Source organism: Martinezella calliandrae (genome assembly GCF_030272695.1).
Lineage (GTDB): Bacteria > Pseudomonadota > Alphaproteobacteria > Rhizobiales > Rhizobiaceae > Rhizobium > Rhizobium calliandrae.
Map to the genome: position 1 here is coordinate 1 of NZ_JARFYN010000015.1, position 16,814 is coordinate 16,814.

Annotated in this window: 15 protein-coding genes and 1 pseudogene; 10 read left to right on the forward strand and 6 right to left on the reverse strand. The window is 61.1% G+C overall.

The annotated features are described in order from the left end of the window. The 9 genes and pseudogenes from purU to PY650_RS13515 all read left to right on the forward strand — a co-directional run. A pseudogene (purU, locus tag PY650_RS13475) lies at positions 1-103 on the forward strand (formyltetrahydrofolate deformylase); the annotation flags it as partial. Positions 104-260: 157 nt separating this feature from the next. Further along, on the forward strand, positions 261-818 hold the full coding sequence (locus PY650_RS13480; protein WP_285879783.1) for a hypothetical protein: 558 nt from the start codon (positions 261-263) through the stop codon (positions 816-818). 169 nt (positions 819-987) lie between these two features. Beyond that, a complete protein-coding gene (locus tag PY650_RS13485) occupies positions 988-3,915 on the forward strand; it encodes an aminotransferase (protein ID WP_285879785.1) in 2,928 nt (975 codons plus the stop codon). 505 nt (positions 3,916-4,420) lie between these two features. Continuing rightward, complete coding sequence (locus tag PY650_RS13490) at positions 4,421-4,615, forward strand: hypothetical protein (RefSeq protein ID WP_285879786.1); 195 nt, start codon at positions 4,421-4,423, stop codon at positions 4,613-4,615. Between the two features lie 263 nt (positions 4,616-4,878). Next, positions 4,879-5,874, forward strand: coding sequence for a P1 family peptidase (locus tag PY650_RS13495; RefSeq protein WP_285879787.1), 996 nt, complete (start codon positions 4,879-4,881; stop codon positions 5,872-5,874). A 273-nt stretch (positions 5,875-6,147) separates the two neighbouring features. After that, positions 6,148-7,677, forward strand: a complete 1,530-nt coding sequence (locus PY650_RS13500; protein WP_285879788.1) for an ABC transporter substrate-binding protein — start codon at positions 6,148-6,150, stop codon at positions 7,675-7,677. Between the two features lie 91 nt (positions 7,678-7,768). Further along, positions 7,769-8,722 (forward strand): ABC transporter permease, encoded by a 954-nt coding sequence (locus PY650_RS13505; protein ID WP_285879789.1) that lies wholly within the window; start codon positions 7,769-7,771, stop codon positions 8,720-8,722. Then, positions 8,719-9,579 (forward strand): ABC transporter permease, encoded by an 861-nt coding sequence (locus PY650_RS13510; protein ID WP_285879790.1) that lies wholly within the window; start codon positions 8,719-8,721, stop codon positions 9,577-9,579. The genes PY650_RS13505 and PY650_RS13510 overlap by 4 nt, the downstream gene beginning before the upstream one ends. A gap of 24 nt (positions 9,580-9,603) precedes the next feature. After that, positions 9,604-11,004 carry an amidase gene (locus tag PY650_RS13515; RefSeq protein WP_285879791.1) on the forward strand — a complete coding sequence of 467 codons (1,401 nt, stop codon included), beginning with the start codon at positions 9,604-9,606 and terminating at the stop codon, positions 11,002-11,004. Here PY650_RS13515 and PY650_RS13520 read toward each other — a convergent pair. From PY650_RS13520 to PY650_RS13535, 4 genes are all read right to left on the reverse strand, one after another. After that, a complete protein-coding gene (locus tag PY650_RS13520; protein WP_285879792.1) occupies positions 11,001-11,240 on the reverse strand; it encodes a hypothetical protein in 240 nt (79 codons plus the stop codon). The two genes, PY650_RS13515 and PY650_RS13520, sit on opposite strands and share 4 nt — an antisense overlap. A gap of 75 nt (positions 11,241-11,315) precedes the next feature. Then, complete coding sequence (locus tag PY650_RS13525; RefSeq protein ID WP_285879793.1) at positions 11,316-12,170, reverse strand: C40 family peptidase; 855 nt, start codon at positions 12,168-12,170, stop codon at positions 11,316-11,318. An 11-nt stretch (positions 12,171-12,181) separates the two neighbouring features. After that, positions 12,182-12,532: a MarR family transcriptional regulator gene (locus tag PY650_RS13530; RefSeq protein WP_120702766.1), complete on the reverse strand. Its 351-nt coding sequence runs from the start codon at positions 12,530-12,532 to the stop codon at positions 12,182-12,184. Between the two features lie 148 nt (positions 12,533-12,680). Further along, positions 12,681-14,072, reverse strand: a complete 1,392-nt coding sequence (locus PY650_RS13535) for a leucyl aminopeptidase family protein (RefSeq protein ID WP_285879794.1) — start codon at positions 14,070-14,072, stop codon at positions 12,681-12,683. 147 nt (positions 14,073-14,219) lie between these two features. Between PY650_RS13535 and PY650_RS13540 the strand changes: the two genes are divergently transcribed. Continuing rightward, positions 14,220-15,044 (forward strand): tetratricopeptide repeat protein, encoded by an 825-nt coding sequence (locus tag PY650_RS13540; RefSeq protein ID WP_285879795.1) that lies wholly within the window; start codon positions 14,220-14,222, stop codon positions 15,042-15,044. A gap of 6 nt (positions 15,045-15,050) precedes the next feature. Here PY650_RS13540 and PY650_RS13545 read toward each other — a convergent pair whose 3' ends face one another. Both PY650_RS13545 and PY650_RS13550 read right to left on the reverse strand, forming a co-directional pair. After that, entirely contained in the window at positions 15,051-15,695 is a 645-nt protein-coding gene (locus PY650_RS13545; protein WP_285879796.1) for a LysE family translocator, read from the reverse strand. Between the two features lie 125 nt (positions 15,696-15,820). After that, positions 15,821-16,801 (reverse strand): type II secretion system F family protein, encoded by a 981-nt coding sequence (locus PY650_RS13550; protein WP_285879797.1) that lies wholly within the window; start codon positions 16,799-16,801, stop codon positions 15,821-15,823. Between the last annotated feature and the right edge of the window lie 13 nt (positions 16,802-16,814).

A 16,814-nucleotide genomic window follows, 5' to 3' on the forward strand; every position in this document is an offset into this window, starting at 1 on the left:
GGCCATCCATGCCCATATCCACTACCGCACCTTCCTCAACGGCAACCGCACCATCGTCTTCCCGGCAAGCCCCGGAAGCTATGCCTCGGAGAGGATGGGGTGAGATGCGGTCGGCGCAGCCCATGGAGCACCGAGCGCCTGAGAGACACCGAAGCGCCGAGTAACCCGGGATTCGATCTGGACGCCCCCTTTCCTTTTCCGGCCGAAATGCGATTTAATGCGGCCGATATCGAATCGCTTGCGGGTTCCGGAGGACGGAGATGCCAGCACATTTGTATAGAGTTCTGCCGCTCTCGGCCCTGGCTATTCTCGTGGCCGCGCGGGTCTCGACCGCAGCGATATCGGAGGAAGACCCTTCGAAGATCAATCTCGCGAAGCTGATCGAATGCACCACATACGACGTGCCAAGCTATAACAGCTTTTCCATGTGGTTGACGGGACCGGAAAGTGATGAGGCGATGAAGCTGTTCGGCATTACCGAACAGCCGTCGAACAACCTTCTGCTGCGGGAATTCAAGCTGGCGAAGCCGATCACCGTTTTTGGCCGACAGACAGACAGGATCGCCTTTGCCTCCTCCGGTCCGCTGGCTCTATTCGACGAGGCCGATCCGCACCCGATCGCCAAGCAGCTGGATGTCACCGCCGCGGTCGACAGGTTCGACAAATTCCTGGCCGAGAAGGAAATATTCTCCAAAAAGGAGCAATTGGAGAATTCCGACACGGTGCTGCACACACGCATCGCCCTCGACGTCTCGACCGATATCTACCATCCCGGAAAAACACTGGCGGGTTGCAGCTATTCGATCGAGGTTGAGTGAGGTCCGCGCCAGATTGGAATGCTGGGCCGACCTTTGTGCTCAATGAACGCGCGGGCGCACTAGGCAGGCGCGATTGGGAGCCTATCTTCCTTCCAATCATTCATTTTCGGTGATTTTCTTTTGGACGGAATGGTTTAGTGTCGACGCAGATAAACCATCCGGGGGTGCCATGACCGACGCTGCGCTCGTCAATCGCATGCAACTGCCGAGACCGGATACGACGCCGGAAGCGGCCGCGGAGATCTTGCAGACGCATTACGGCCTGGTCGGAACGCTCACCGAACTGGGCAGCCAGCAGGACCGCAACTACCGCATCGACGCAGGCGATAACAGCTACGTTCTGAAGATCTGCCGGACGGAATATGATACGGTCGAGTTGGAGGCGCAAAACGCCGCCATCCGCCATCTGCATGCAAAACCGGATGCGCCGCGCGTCCCGAATATCGTGCCCTCTCTCAACGGCCGAGAAATCCTCGTCGTCACCATACGTGAGCAGGATTATCTTGTCCGGCTGCTCAGCTATCTTCCCGGTCGGTCGCTGACGCGGCGCAAGCACCTGCCCATAGCCTCGGTGTCGGCACTCGGCGCCCTCTCAGCCCGGCTCGCTCGCGATCTTGCGGATTTCGACCATCCCGGACTGCACCGCAGTCTGCAATGGGACCTGCGCCGCGCGGGGCCTGTCGCCGTGCAGCTCCTGTCGGCAATCACCGACCATGAGGCTCGCGACCGCATCGCCAAGGCGATGGTTGCGGCCGTCAAGCGCATCCAGCCGCTTGCGAGCGGGCTTCGCGTGCAGCCTGTCCATCACGACGTTACGGACGATAATGTTGTCAGTCACCCCGATGTGCACGGGCAGCCGATTCCTGATGGGGTGATCGATTTCGGGGACATCATCCAGGGCTGGCTAGTGGGCGACCTCGCCGTCACCTGTGCCTCGTTGCTCCACCACGCCGAAGGCGATCCCTTCTACATCATTCCTGCCATCAAGACCTATCACGCGATCTACCCGCTTGAGGAAGCAGAGTTGAGGGCGCTCTGGCCACTGATCGTCGCCCGCGCCGTGATTCTTGCCGCGAGCAGCGAGCAGCAGCTCGCCATCGATCCCGACAACGACTATGTGCGCGGCAATCTCGAATTCGAGCGCAAGATTTTCGACGTCGCCACCGGCGCGCAGCCAGAAGTGATGGAGGCGGCGATCCTCCGGGCCGTGGGCATCGACGTTGCGCCGATTGCCACCGATACCTGGTCGGCGTTGCTGCCCGACATTGCATCGGACCGTATTGCTGCCGTCGATCTTTCGGTGACCAGCCCGCACTTTGCCGATGGCAATTGGCAGAAACCGGATATGGACTGGCGGTTGCTCGCCAAGGCGGCAATCGCCTCCGGCACGGCCGCGACTCGCTACGGAGAGTTTCGTCTGTCGCATGCCGATCTCCTCAGCATGGCGCCGCCGCAGAATTTCGCGCTCCATAGCGATGTCTGCCTGCCGGCTGGCACGGCGGTTGCCGCCCCCTTTGCCGGGCGCATCCAATGGCACGGCCAGCATCTGGTTCTCGTTGGCGAAGCGATCAGCCTGCATCTCGACGGCATCGAGTGCACGTTGGAAGAAGGCGCCGCAACCGAGCAAGGCGCTGACATCGGCACGATCGGCAGCGAGGGTTCGGCTATCGGGGGGTTGCGAGTGCAGCTCTGCCGCGTCCAGGGGCTGGTACCACCGCTCTTTGCCGCGCCACACCACGCCAGTGGCTGGTCAGCCATCTGCCCTTCGCCGGCAACCCTCCTCAGCGAAGCTTGCGAAGCGCCGCGGCTGGACAGTGCCGCACTTTTGGCCCGGCGCGAGGCGCATTTCGCCAAGCCGCAAAAACACTATTACGAGGTGCCGCCGCAGATCGAGCGCGGTTGGCACGAGTTCCTGTTCGATGTAAAGGGCCGCGCCTATCTCGACATGGTCAACAACGTGACCATGATCGGTCATGCGCATCCGCGCCTGACGGCGGCCATCGAGCAGCAATGGTCGCGCCTCAACACCAATTCCCGCTTCCACTATGTCGCCGTTGCCGAATTTTCCGAGAGGCTGGCGGCGCTTGCGCCGGAAGGTCTCGAGAGCGTCTTCCTTGTCAACAGCGGTTCGGAAGCCAACGATCTCGCCATCCGACTTGCCTGGGCGCACACCGGCAAAAAAAACATGCTGTGCCTACTGGAGGCCTATCACGGCTGGACGTTGGGAAGCGATGCCGTCTCCACCTCCATTGCCGACAATCCGCGGGCCTTGACAACGCGGCCCGACTGGGTGCATCCGCTCGTCGCGCCCAATACCTATCGCGGTCCCTTCCGCGGACCGGATTCGGCGGCGGATTACCTGGCCGGTGTTACGACCCTGTTGGAGACCATCGACGAGAGGGCCGAAGGCCTTGCCGGTATCATTGCAGAACCGGCCTATGGCAACGCCGGCGGCATCGCCTTGCCACGCGGCTATCTCGCCGAGGTCTACGCCGCCATCCGCAAACGCGGCGGCCTCTGCATCGCCGACGAGGTGCAGGTGGGTTACGGTCGGCTTGGTCATCACTTCTGGGGTTTCGAGCAGCAGGACGTCGTGCCCGATATCATCACCATCGCCAAAGGCATGGGCAACGGCCACCCGCTCGGCGCGGTCATCACCAGGCGGGAGATCGCCGAATCACTTGAGAAGGAGGGATATTTCTTCTCATCGTCCGGCGGCAGTCCGGTGGGCTCCGTCGTCGGGCTTACCGTGCTCGACATCATTAAGGACGAGGGCCTGCAGGAGAATGCGCGAATGATCGGCGATCATCTGAAGGTAGGACTGATCGGGCTGATGGAGCGCTTTCCGCTGATCGGCGCCGTGCATGGTATGGGCCTCTATCTCGGCGTCGAATTCGTCCGCGACCACGAGACGCTGACGCCGGCCACGGAAGCGACGTCGGCCATATGCGAACGGCTGCTCGAGCTCGGAGTCATCATGCAGCCGACCGGCGATCACCTTAATGTGTTGAAGATAAAACCGCCGCTTTGTCTTTCGGCGGACAGCGCGGATTTCTTCGTCAAAGCCCTGGAAAGGGCCCTGGAAGACGGCTTCTAGGCGCATTTTCCTGACCGTTCATCACCGAGGTGATTTCGTGACGAGCTGATTTTAATGCTCGTCAGGCATTGCCGAATCCAATGCCAGTTCCTATCTCTGTTTCGGTGATCGGCAATGCCGTTCCAGCCTCGGAGCTTGCGCGTAAGTTGACACAACCTTTCTCGCAATGCGCTGGATTCGGAATTTTATTTTCTCGATCGTCGATATTTTGACATCTTTCGGAATATGTTTCTGAGGATGGAATGGCTATTATCTACCAAGATTGTAGACAATAGCAGTGGATCGCGGGCCCTATCATTGGAGCCCATACAAGTACAACGCCAACTAAGGAAGTGACATGCTGAATATTAAAGTCATCGCTTCGATCCTTGGGCGGTCCGTGCTTGGCCATGACCGCCCGGGCGCATTCTCCCGCCCGCGCTGTCGAATGTGACGTTCGTCCCCTTATCGGATTCAAACAGTCAATTCGCCATGTCTGCGCCACTAGGGTGCGGAGGGAGTATTTATGAAGAAGCAAGTCATCGAATATGCTGGCGTTCCCGTCGGCATCGTTGTTCCGGATGAAGATCGGTTGAAGTTCATCGCGGTAAAATACCACGTCCACGATCTGGACGAACACCGCTTTAGAAACACGGACGAGGTCAAGCTCGCCATCCGCGATCTTCTCAATCGCCAACAAGCTAAACCGATCCACGTTTGATGGATCGGTTTAGCCATTTCCTTTGCGTCACCCGCCCTCGCCCTTCGAGGGCCCCGCGGGCCACCCCAGGGGTGAGGGCCGACATTTTGTACCGAGCGCGGCGTTCTCTCCGCCCTCTTTGTGAGGTGCGGAGCTGAAGGCCAGAGCCTCGAACCACGAGGGTCGGCCTCGGCGGCCATCGCCGCAAACATCTTGTCTTTTCCCCCTCTTTGCGATCCTATCGCCATGACCGCCTCGCGCTTCGAAAAGCGAAGGATTTTTCATTGGCTGATCTCCTCAATCTCCTGACCGATATCGAAGGCGTCGCCGTCGGTCATTGCACGGACCTTGCGCTTGCTTCCGGCGTCACGGCCATCATCTTCGACGAGCCGGCAGTCACCTCCTGCTCGGTACTCGGCGGTGCGCCGGGCGGACGGGACACGGCACTGCTCGATCCGGCCATGACGTTTGGTGTGGTCGACGGCCTGGTACTGTCGGGCGGTTCGGCCTTCGGTCTCGATGCGGCAGGCGGGGTGCAGGCGGGTTTGCGCGACATCGGGCGCGGCCTGCAGGTGGGCAGCGCGCGCGTACCATTGGTGCCGCAGGCGATCCTCTTCGATCTCATCAATGGCGGGAACAAGGATTGGGGCTTGCATTCGCCCTATCGCGACATGGGTTACGCCGCCTTCAGGGCCGCAGGCAAGGGCGTCTTCCTGCTCGGCACGGTCGGCGCCGGCACCGGAGCGACGACGGCAACGGTCAAAGGCGGCCTCGGCTCGGCCAGTGCCGTCAGCAGCCAGGGACACAGGATCGCGGCTATTGTCGCCGTCAATGCGCTGGGCTCGGCCACCATCGGCGAAGGCCCGCATTTCTGGGCCGCTGCCTTCGAGATCGGCAGGGAATTCGGCGGTCTCGGCATGCCCACGACCATAGACTCGCGCCTGAGGCTGAAGGGCGCGAATGTCACGGCAACAACGATCGGCGCCATCGTCACCGACGCTGCGTTGACCAAGGCGGAAGCGCATCGGTTGTCGATCTGCGGTCATGACGGCCTTGCCCGCGCGCTCTTGCCGACGCATCTGCCGCTTGACGGCGACACGGTTTTTGCCGCTTCGACCGGCAAACACAAAAGGGACGACCTGCAAAGCTTCATGGAACTGTGCCATCTCGCGACCATCGTCATGGCGCGCGCGATTGCCCGCGGCGTCTACGAAGCGACGGTGCTGCCCATCGAAGGCGCGCAGCCGGCCTGGCGGGACCGCTTTCCGGACTGGAGCTGATGCGAGCCGACGCCATACCCCAGTTGGTGAAAAACCTGAAAGTCGCGCTGATGGCGATCAGCCGGCAGATCGAAAATCTCGGATATCTTTTCAGCACGCATGCGGTCGAGTGTAGCGTCCGCGAGGAACTCCAACGGAGCCAATTCAGTCCAGCCGTATCAGCTATACGGGTCACACATTTTCGGAATTGCGTGTGCGCTTGCGAGATGACACTATTTTGAAAAATTATGCAGGCGGGAAACCGGCGTCGCGAGCTGCAATGTGGGAACTGAAATGACCAAGTTTTTAAGTCCAAGCCTGGGCGATTTTGCTCGCCGTCTAGCCTATGGCGCCGCGATATCGGCCGGGTTGCTGATGCTAGGCCTGACGCCCGCCGAAGCGGCCAAGACGACGCTGAATATCGGCATGAGCGTCGAGCCGGCTGGCCTTGATCCGACGATCGCCGCGCCCGTCGCCATAGGTCAGGTGACCTGGCAGAACATTTACGAAGGACTGGTCGCCATCGACGAGAGCGGCAAGATCGTGCCGCAGCTCGCCAAAAGCTGGGATATTTCCTCCGACGGCCTCACCTACACATTCAAGCTGCAGACCGGCGTCAAATTCCATGACGGCGAGGCCTTCGATTCAGCGGCGGCGAAATTCGCGCTCGACCGTGCCCGTGACGGCAAATCCGTCAATCCGCAGAAGCGGTTCTTTGCAACCATCGCCTCGATCGACGCGCCGGATCCCGAAACACTTGTGCTGCATCTCTCTTCGCCAACCGGCAGCCTGCTTTATTGGCTCGGCTGGCCGTCTTCGGTCATGATCGGCCCGAAATCTGCCGCCGACGACAAGACCACGCCTGTAGGCACCGGTCCATTCAAATTTTCGACCTGGGCCAAGGGGGACCATGTGGAGCTCGTGAAGAACCCGGATTACTGGAACAAATCCGTCGACGTAAAACTCGACAAGGTGACCTTCCACTTCATCTCCGATCCGCAGGCGCAAACGGCAGCCCTGAAGGCCGGCGACCTCGACGCATTTCCGGAATTCGCGGCACCCGAGCTCATGAATACTTTCGACGGCGACGCGCGACTGATGACCAAGGTCGGTAATACCGAGCTCAAGGTGGTTGCAGGCATGAACAATGCGCGCAAGCCGTTCGACGATAAGCGGGTGCGACAGGCTTTGATGATGGCGCTCGACCGCAAGACGATCATCGACGGCGCCTGGTCCGGCTTCGGCACGGCGATCGGCAGCCACTATACGCCGAATGATCCGGGATACCAGGATCTGACGGGCACGCTGCCCTACGACCCGACCAAGGCCAAGGCCCTGCTTGCTGAAGCCGGCTATCCCAACGGCTTCACCTTCACTATCAAAACACCGCAAATGGCCTATGCTCCGAGAAGCGCCCAGGTGATGCAGGCGATGTTCGCCGATATCGGCGTTACCATGAACATCGAACCGACGGAATTTCCGGCGAAATGGGTGCAGGACGTCTTCTCCGGCCGCGACTACGACATGACCATCGTCGCCCATGCCGAGCCGCTGGACATCGACATCTATTCACGCGACCCATACTATTTCAATTATAAGAACCCGGTTTTCAACGAGCTGATAAAGAAGATCCAGCTAACCGCCGACCCGGCCACACAGAACAAGCTCTATGGCGAGGCGCAGGCGATCCTGGCCGAGGATGCCCCCTCGCTCTTCCTCTTCGTCATGCCGAAACTCGGGATCTGGGACAAGAAGCTGAAAGGGCTCTGGGAGAACGAGCCGATCCCATCGAATGTATTGACCAACGTCTTCTGGGAGGACTGATTTTTTTCACTTCCACGCGCACAGCCGGGCGAATCGTCTCGCACGCTGTCAAATGCTTCGATGCCGGAGATGATCCGGCCATGGACAGGTAATGATCGTACTCCTCACCCGTCGGATCGTGGGTCTTATCCTGACCCTGGTCGCCGTTTCGCTGCTGGTCTTTGCGTTGATGGCCCTGCTGCCGGGCGATCCCGCCGCCATCACGCTTGGCACCTCGGCGTCACCGGAGACCCTGGCAGCGCTGCGGCACGACATGGGCCTGGATCAACCGTTGGTCATCCGCTACAGCCAATGGCTTGCCGGCGCGCTGTCCGGCGATCTCGGCAAGTCCTACACCTATGGCGTACCGGTCGCCGGCCTCATAGTCGAGCGGCTGGCCGTGACGTTGCCGCTCGCGCTCCTCGCCATCATTCTTTCTATCCTCATTGCCGTGCCACTTGGCGTGGCGGCCGCTGCCCGACGGGGCGGTATCTTCGACATCATCGCCACGCTGTTTTCGCAGATGAGCATCGCCGTGCCCGGCTTTTGGGTGGCGCTGCTGTTGATTTTGCTTTTTTCCACCTCGCTCGGCTGGATGCCCGCAGGCGGATTTCCCGGCTGGGGCGAGGGCGTCGGGCCGGCGTTCAGAGCGCTGATCCTGCCGGCAGTGGCATTGGCTCTGCCGCAGGCCGGCGTACTAACCAGGGTTACCCGTTCGGCCGTGCTCGAAACGCTGAACGAGGATTTCGCCCGTACGGCGCTCGCCAAGGGTCTGTCCGACGATGCCGTGCTCTGGGGTCATGTCTTACCGAACGCGCTGGTGCCGGTGCTGACCATTCTCGGGCTGCAGTCCAGCTTCCTCGTGGCCGGTGCCGTGCTGATCGAGAACGTCTTCAACCTTCCGGGTCTCGGGCGGCTCGCCTATCAAGCGCTCAGCCAGCGCGACATTATCGTCATGCAGGACGTCGTGCTGTTTTTTGCCGGCCTCGTCATCATCATGAATTTCCTCGTCGATCTCTCCTATCTGGTCATCGACCCCAGGCTCCGCAGCGGAGACACGCGATGATCACGGTCGAAACAGTCGCCCCCGCCCTCTCCCGCCGTTCCCGCGCGTTGCGCCGCGCCAAACTGATCGTCGGCGCGACCATCATCCTCGCACTCATCGGCGTGGCGGTTCTATCGCTCTTCTGGACGCCGGTGCCGCCGGCGAAGATGCAGATCATCCACAAGCTGCAGCCGCCCTTCACCTTCGGCCTTCTCGGCACCGATCAGCTCGGCCATGACGTGCTGTCCATGCTATTGGTCGGCTGCTGGAATTCGCTGTCGATCTCGGTATCGGCCGTCGCGATCGGGAGTACCATCGGGACAGTGATTGGCATCACCGCCGCCGCTCTGCGTGGGCTGTTCGAATCGCTGGTGATGCGTGCCTGCGACGTGATCTTCGCTCTGCCGCCGATCCTTTCGGCGATGATCCTCGGAGCCTTTCTCGGCACGGGGCGTTTTACAGCCGTCATCGCCATTGCCGTCTTCATGGTCCCCGTCTTTGCCCGCGTGGCGCTGGGGTCCGCGCTGCAGGCCTGGAGCAGGGATTACGTGCTGGCGGCGCGTGCCCTTGGCAATACGCGTCTTTCGATCACCAAGCGGCACGTGCTGCCGAACATCATCAGCGGGATCATCGTGCAGGCGACCATCCAACTCGGCCTGGCGATCCTGACAGAGGCGGGATTAAGCTTCCTCGGCCTTGGCGTGCCGCCGCCTGCGCCGACCTGGGGGCGGATGCTGGCGGATGCACAGACCTATCTCGGGCTGGCGCCCTGGCTCGCCATCCTGCCGGGCCTGGCGATCGCCCTCTCAGTCCTCGGCTTCAACATGCTCGGCGACGGCCTGCGTGATTTTCTCGATCCACGCGAGGCGAACCGCTAACCTAAGAACTGAAGAGTATTGATCATGACCGAAGCGACCGATCTTTCCATTCGCCAACTCCTCCAGGCGTTTTCTGAGAAGAGCCTTTCGCCGAGCGAATACTGGCTGGCGCTGGAGAAACATATCGAAGCCTGGGAACCGACGATCGCCGCGCTCTATGCCTATGACCAGGAAGAGGGGCGCAAGCAGGCCGCCGCCTCCACCGAGCGCTGGACTAAGGGTGGGCCGCTCGGACGGCTGGACGGCATTCCCGTGACGCTCAAGGAGCTGATCGCCACCAAGGGCCAGCCGGTGCCGCTCGGCACGGCCGCCGTCGAACTGGTTCCCGCCGCCGAGGATGCGCCGATTGCCGCACGTCTGCGCGAGGATGGCGCGGTGATTTTCGCCAAGACCACCTGCCCGGATTACGGCATGCTCTCCTCCGGCCTCTCCAGCTTCCACAAGCTCAGCCGCAATCCCTGGAACCCGACGCAGAACCCCGGAGGCTCCAGCGCCGGCGCTTCGGCGGCGGCGGCCGCGGGCTACGGGCCGCTGCACATTGGCACGGATATCGGCGGTTCGGTACGTCTACCCGCCGGCTGGACCGGCATTTTCGGCTTCAAGCCAAGCCACGGCCGCATCCCCGTCGATCCTTATTATGTTGGTCGTTGTGCCGGCCCGATGACCCGAACCGTCGAAGACGCCGCCTTTTCCATGGCCACTCTGTCGCGGCCCGACTGGCGCGATGGCACCAGTCTGCCGCCAAATGAGATCGACTGGATGGATCTCGATATCGATGTGCGCGGGCTGAAGATTGGCCTGATGCTCGACGCCGGCTGTGGCCTACCCGTCGATCCCGAGGTGCGCGATGCGGTGATATCGGCCGCCAAACGCTTCGAAGAGGCCGGCGCCATCGTCATCGACGTCGAGCCGGTGCTGACGCGACAAATGCTGGATGGGCTGGATGTCTTCTGGCGGGCGCGTTTCTGGGGCGACATCATGGGCCTCAGCGAGGAGCGCCGCGAGATGATCCTGCCCTATATCTACACGTGGGCGAAAGGCGCGGCCGATATCAGCGGCGTCGAGGCGGTGCGCGGCTTCAACCAGACCATCGAGATGCGCAGGAGTTGCGGCAGGCTATTTGCCGAGGTCGACGCGGTGATATCACCGACCAACCCGATCGTCTCCTATCCGGCCGATTGGGCCTCGCCTACCAACAACCCGATGCTGCCCTTCGAGCACATCGGCTTTACCGTTCCCTGGAACATGTCGGAGCAGCCGGCCTCGTCGATCAATTGCGGCTACTCCCGCTCTGGCATGCCGATCGGACTGCAGATCGTCGGTCCGCGTTTTGGCGACATGCTTGTCCTCCGGCTATCGAAGGCCTTCGAGGACTGGACCGGCGGAGTCACGAACTGGCCGAAGCATCCGCTCAAGGCGATTTAAAGCGTAGCCGCGCCCTTCTGCTCGACATCGGCGCCAAGCTGTCGCAGCGCTTTTTCGATGACGCGCAAATCGTCCTGCAGGCCGTCATCGGCGCTCATCATGCTTTCACTGCCGGCGCGTTGGATGCCGCGCGCTTCGCTCTGGAGCTCGCGCAGCCGATCGATCTTTCGGCTACGCCGGAAATGGCTGTCGCCAAGAATATCCCTGATTGTTTGTTCCATGGCCGTAGTTGGCACGATACTTCTCCTCTCGATCAAGGTATTCAACCGAGGAAGTAACGTGTTAAAACCCATGCCGGTTCCGGCCGTGCCTCAGTCCCGAAGGCGGCGATAACCGGTCGGCTGCTGGTAGAGCCAACCGATGCGCTCTACGGCGGCGGCGAAATCTTCGCGCGCGACGGTCATGGTATGGCCGTTGGCATGGACGATGGTTTTCTCGTCTTCCATGATGGCCACATGACCCTTCCAGAAGACGAAATCGCCACGCCTCAGCTCGTCACGGGCTATCGGTTCGCCGAGGCCGGCGGCCTGCATGTCCGTATCGCGTGGCGCGGCGCGACCGGTCATCAACAATGCGAGCTGCACAAGGCCGGAGCAATCAATACCGAGGCCGGAACGGCCGCCCCAGAGATAAGGTGTTTCCAGGAATCTTAGGGCGACGTCGACAAAATCGCCGCCGTCATTGTAGCCGATCGGCTGCACATGCTTGGAGAAGATGGCCGTGCCACCCTCCAGAACGACATAATGGTTTCCTCGCGTCTCGGCCGTGCCAGTAACGCGCAGGCGGCTGCCCATGGACAGCACATGGGCGTGGGGCTTACGGAGCTCCGGCTCGGGGTAGAGAAACGTCCGCTGCGTCACCACGATGTGGGTAGGTGCTGCCTGTTCTCTCCGGATCGCCTTTTCGGAAAGATAGCCGACATAACCATCCGATGCTGCTTTCACCCAGCACCAACCATCCTTACGCTCGAAGACATCGACGTCCTCGCCAAACAAAAGCTCGGTATCGATGCCGCGCGCTAGGTCCGGCTGTGGACGAAGGGCGGCGACGGGAACGACGACTTGTGCCTTGGCGCCTTCGACAAAACGGTCTGCGTCGACCTTGCCCTGGAGAGAGGCATCGGCGAGATCGGGCCGGAAAGCGTTGAGGCGTCGGTCGAGCGTCATGAATATGCTCCTTACACTGATAGTTTGCGGCCTTGCTCGATGATGAGATCACCGAGCTTTTCCAGATAGAGCGCGCCGGTCACAGTGCGCTTGATAATGACATTACGACGATCGCGCTCGTCACGCACGCGGTCGACCAGTCCCATCTCGCCCATCGTGTCCAGCGCTCGGGTGATGACCGGCTTGGTAACGCCGAGCGTTGCGGCGAGCCCGCGCACAGTATGCGGCGGCGGCACGAGGTAGATTTGCAATAGGATCGCCATCTGTCGAAGGGTCAGATCATGATCCTCGCGACGCACCTGCTCGAGCGCCACGCCATGCCAGAGGCCTAGAGCCTGCGAGGCGGAGAGTTCAAGCGGCAAAGGCAACCTCGGAGATCGTTACGCTGCCGTTTCAGTTTCGGCCAAGATCATGGCAGATTCAAGGGTAATTCATAAACCCTTCGCCTCGTTTTGCGGGGAGAAGAGGAAGGCCTCTCCCCGCAAACGCGGGGAGAGTAACAATAATGACCTATCGCACACTCTGGCGGATATGGTGATACAGCGCCCGGATGGCCTGCGCTTCGCCACCGCCCGGCGAGTGGGGACGCTCGGTCTGTGCCCAGCCGTAAATGTCGAAATGCACCCAGCTCGGCGTCTTTGTCACGAAGCGCTTCAGGAACAAAGCGGCGGTGATTGAGCCGGCCATGCCGCCGGACGGCGCATTGGTGATATCGGCGAATTTTGCGCGGATATCCTTGTCGTAGCCCATGTGGAGCGGCATGCGCCACAGCGGGTCGTCCGTCTCCAGGCTCGCCTCGGTCAGATCGCGGGCGAGATCGTTGTCGTCGGTGAAAAAGGGCGGCAAGTCGGGGCCAAGCGCGACGCGGGCAGCCCCCGTCAGCGTCGCCATATCGACCATCAGATCGGGCGCTTCTTCGTCAGCATAGGAGAGCGCATCGGCGAGGATCAGCCGTCCCTCAGCATCGGTATTATCGATCTGCACGGTCAGGCCCTTGCGGCTCTTGTAGATGTCGCCGGGTCGGAAAGCGTTGGACGAGATCGAGTTTTCTACGACGGGAATGATGACGCGCAGGTCGACCTTGAGCTTGGCGTCCATGATCATCAGCGCCAGCCCCATGACATTGGCGGCGCCACCCATGTCCTTCTTCATCAACAGCATCGAGGACGCCGGCTTGATATCGAGGCCACCGGTGTCGAAGCAGACGCCCTTGCCTACCAGCGTGATTCGGCGATGGCCCTTCTTACCCCAGCGCAGTTCCAGCAGGCGCGGCGCATCGGCGCTGGCGCGCCCGACGGTATGCACCAACGGGAAATTCTCCTTCAGGAGGTCGTCGCCGATGATGACGGACATTTCCGCCTTGTAGTGCTCGGCGAGCGCCCGGAAAGCTGCTTCGAGCTGTTCGGGACCCATATCATTGGTCGGCGTGTTGATTAGGTCGCGGGCAAGGAAGACGCCGGCGAGCTGGCGCTTGATATCGGCGGCGTCGGCGTCGCGTGGGATCATCAGCGTCGGCGGGGTTGCCTTTTCCGATTTGTAACGCTCGAATCGGTAGCTTCCGAGACCGAAGCCGAGCGAAAGCCGGTTTGCCGTCAGCGGCGCAGTCTCGATGTGCCAATCGCCCGCTGGCAGGCCGCGCGCCAGTTTACCGGTCAGGAAAGGCTGTTCCGAAGGATTAGAGCCAAGGCCGAATAACGCGCCGCCGAGATGACCTTCTTCGGTCGGAATCAACAACAGCGAGCCGCTTTCGGCCTTGTAACCAGCCTTGCGCGCCCAATCGAGCGCAATGGGATCGATGGTGCCGGTCTCAATATGTGCGGGGGTAACGGCAAAGATCGGCAGCGTCGCCCCACCCTTCGAATTGAAGGGGCTGGCGCGCTCGATGAATTGATAGGGGGCCATAACTGTCCTTTGGCAATGATTTCAGGGAATCGCGGGTTAACTCTCTGTTAGGGTTAACAGATTATTGCTGGAGCGAACATTGCGTCAAACCTTTCCCTGTTCCGATTCGAGGCCAGGCGCAGGACTCAGCATCCCGGGATAGGCGCTATGGCCACTTCATCAATCACGTCTTCGCTCAAGACTTTTCTTTTCCTTGGCGCTTCGGCGGCACTTGTGGCGCTTGCGCTCGCCGGCTGCTCGACGACCGGAAAAGACAAGATGACCACCGGCTCGATCCCGACGATGTCGAAGCCCGTCGATGAGATGAACAACTCGGATCTCGCACAAGCGACCCTTGCCCTGGGCAAAGCCTACGACGCAAATCCAAAGGACCGCGATACTGGCATCAACTACGCCAATGTGCTGCGCATGAACGGCCGCAACGACCAGGCGCTCGCTGTCATGCAGCAAGTCGCGATAGCTCACCCCAGCGACAATGGTGTGCTGGCTGCCTATGGCAAGGCCCAGGCGGCGGCCGGACAGCTCAACGAGGCGCTCGCGACCATCGGTCGCGCACAGACGCCGGACCGCCCGGACTGGCGGCTGGTTTCGGCGGAGGGCGCGATCCTCGACCAGCTCGGTCGCTCGGCCGAGGCGCGCGCGAAATACCGCGATGCCCTCATGCTGCAACCAAACGAGCCATCGATACTTTCCAATCTCGGCATGTCCTATGTGCTGACGGGCGATCTCAAGACCGCTGAGAGCTATCTTCGCTCCGCTGTCAGCCAGCCGGCCGCCGACAGCCGCGTGCGCCAGAATCTGGCTCTCGTGGTCGGGCTGCAGGGCCGCTTCCCCGAGGCAGAACAGATCGCCCGCCAGGAGCTAACACCGCAGCAGGCGAACGCCAATGTCGCTTATCTGCGCTCCATGCTGGCGCAGCAGAATTCCTGGCAGAAACTCGCCGCCGGCGACGCCAAGAAAGCGGTCAACTAGGGCGGTTCAGCGCCAGATATGCCGTGGCAGGCCTTCTGCCACAAGCCGAACGCCAAGCGCGCCCATCACGGTGCCCGCGATGCTGTCGATCCAAAGCTTGGCTCCGAGATAGAACGAGCGCGGACGGTTCGACGAAAAGGCGATCGTCACCACTGTATACCAGCCCACCTCGACGGCGAAGACCGCCAGCGGCACCGCGAGCATCAGCCAGGGATCAGGTTGTGCCGGTAGAAGCGCTGCAAAAATACCACCATAGAAAATGGCCGTCTTTGGATTGCTGAGCTGCGTTCCCAGCGCAAACCAGAAATTGCGCCCGATGTTCCGGCCGGCCGGTGTGACAGGGGCGTCGAGAGGAAGATCATGGGCGGCGCTCCGCCAAATGCGGATGCCGATATAGATCAGGTACAGGCCACCGGCGACCTTGAGCGCAAGATACAGCCATTCGACCTGCATAAGCAGCGCATTCAAACCGAACAGGGTCAAAGTCGCGAAAGTTACGCTGCCGGCGCCCATGCCGAAAGCAGCGGCAAGGCCGGCCCTGCGCGAACGGGAAACGGCGATGCGGGAAACGAGAACGAAACTCGGGCCAGGACTAATCGCGCCGATGAGAACGGCGGCGACGACGCTAAAAAAGATGGCTACGGACGACATAGAAATCCTCCCGATACGATTGGCGTCCGGGCGAGTTTACAAGCGCTGACGCCATCCATCTCACATCGCCGCTGACGCCTGATTGCAACGTAATCAGGCCCAGCGCGGGGGGCAAGTTTTCCATCTCAGAATTTATCCATCACCTGGATAGCCGCCGGGCCAAGGATAACGGCCATGAGAACGGGCAGGAAGAAGACGATCATCGGCACGGTCAGTTTCGGCGGCAGGGCGGCAGCTTTCTTTTCAGCTTCGTTCATGCGCTCGTCGCGACTTTCCTGCGCCAGAACGCGCAGCGCCTGCGAGACCGGCGTGCCGTATCGTTCTGCCTGAATCAGGGCCTGCGTCACCGATTTGACGACTTCGATCTGGGTCCGGCTGGCGAGATTGTCGAACGCGGCGCGGCGATCCGGCAGAAAGGAGAGTTCCGCCGTGGTCAACACCATTTCTTCGGCAAGCGGCGGCGATTGCTCCGACATCTCCTCGGAGACCCGGCGCATACCGGCCTCGATGGAAATGCCCGATTCCACGCAAATCAGCATCAGGTCGAGCGCATCCGGCCAAGCGCGCTTGATGGACTTCTGCCGTTTGGTAACGAGATTGGAAATATAGATGTTCGGCGCGTAGAAGCCGAGATAGGCAGTGCCGATGACGCCGAGAAGGCGGATTGCGAACGGTTTGGCGGCGAAGTAGCCAAGGACGAAAACGAAAATGCCGGCGACGGCAAAAAAGAGGAACGGTAGCAGAAAACGCGCCACCAGAAACATGTTCAACGCGTTTTCCGAGCGCAGCCCTGCTGCCCGCAGCCGATTGACCGTATTGGCATCAACGAGGGCATTGCGGAGATTGAAGCGTTCGACGATCTGGCGGACATTGTGGTTGTTCTGGCTACGCAATGACGCCTTGCTGCCGTCAGTGTTCAGCCGTGCGCGTTCCCGGGCGCGGATTTGCTCGCGCTCGGTGGAAACCGCTTTCATCCGTTTGTTGAGATCGCCGCGCTCCAGGAAGGGTACGGCGATTGTGTAAAAGGTGGCGAAGACGGCGATCGCCACGAAAACGGCAAGGATCATGCCTGGATCGGTCAACTGACTGGCGAAATCGGAGGACATGTCTCGGCGTCTC

Bases quoted from the DNA above. Each gene is read 5' to 3' on its own strand.
- PY650_RS13535 (WP_285879794.1), bottom strand. From the start codon at position 14,072: ATGGCCCCCTATCAATTCATCGAGCGCGCCAGCCCCTTCAATTCGAAG.
- PY650_RS13480 (WP_285879783.1), top strand. From the start codon at position 261: ATGCCAGCACATTTGTATAGAGTTCTGCCGCTCTCGGCCCTGGCTATT.
- PY650_RS13515 (WP_285879791.1), top strand. From the start codon at position 9,604: ATGACCGAAGCGACCGATCTTTCCATTCGCCAACTCCTCCAGGCGTTT.
- PY650_RS13540 (WP_285879795.1), top strand. From the start codon at position 14,220: ATGGCCACTTCATCAATCACGTCTTCGCTCAAGACTTTTCTTTTCCTT.
- PY650_RS13500 (WP_285879788.1), top strand. From the start codon at position 6,148: ATGACCAAGTTTTTAAGTCCAAGCCTGGGCGATTTTGCTCGCCGTCTA.
- PY650_RS13510 (WP_285879790.1), top strand. From the start codon at position 8,719: ATGATCACGGTCGAAACAGTCGCCCCCGCCCTCTCCCGCCGTTCCCGC.
- PY650_RS13490 (WP_285879786.1), top strand. From the start codon at position 4,421: ATGAAGAAGCAAGTCATCGAATATGCTGGCGTTCCCGTCGGCATCGTT.
- PY650_RS13525 (WP_285879793.1), bottom strand. From the start codon at position 12,170: ATGACGCTCGACCGACGCCTCAACGCTTTCCGGCCCGATCTCGCCGAT.
- PY650_RS13485 (WP_285879785.1), top strand. From the start codon at position 988: ATGACCGACGCTGCGCTCGTCAATCGCATGCAACTGCCGAGACCGGAT.
- PY650_RS13505 (WP_285879789.1), top strand. From the start codon at position 7,769: ATGATCGTACTCCTCACCCGTCGGATCGTGGGTCTTATCCTGACCCTG.
- PY650_RS13550 (WP_285879797.1), bottom strand. From the start codon at position 16,801: ATGTCCTCCGATTTCGCCAGTCAGTTGACCGATCCAGGCATGATCCTT.
- PY650_RS13545 (WP_285879796.1), bottom strand. From the start codon at position 15,695: ATGTCGTCCGTAGCCATCTTTTTTAGCGTCGTCGCCGCCGTTCTCATC.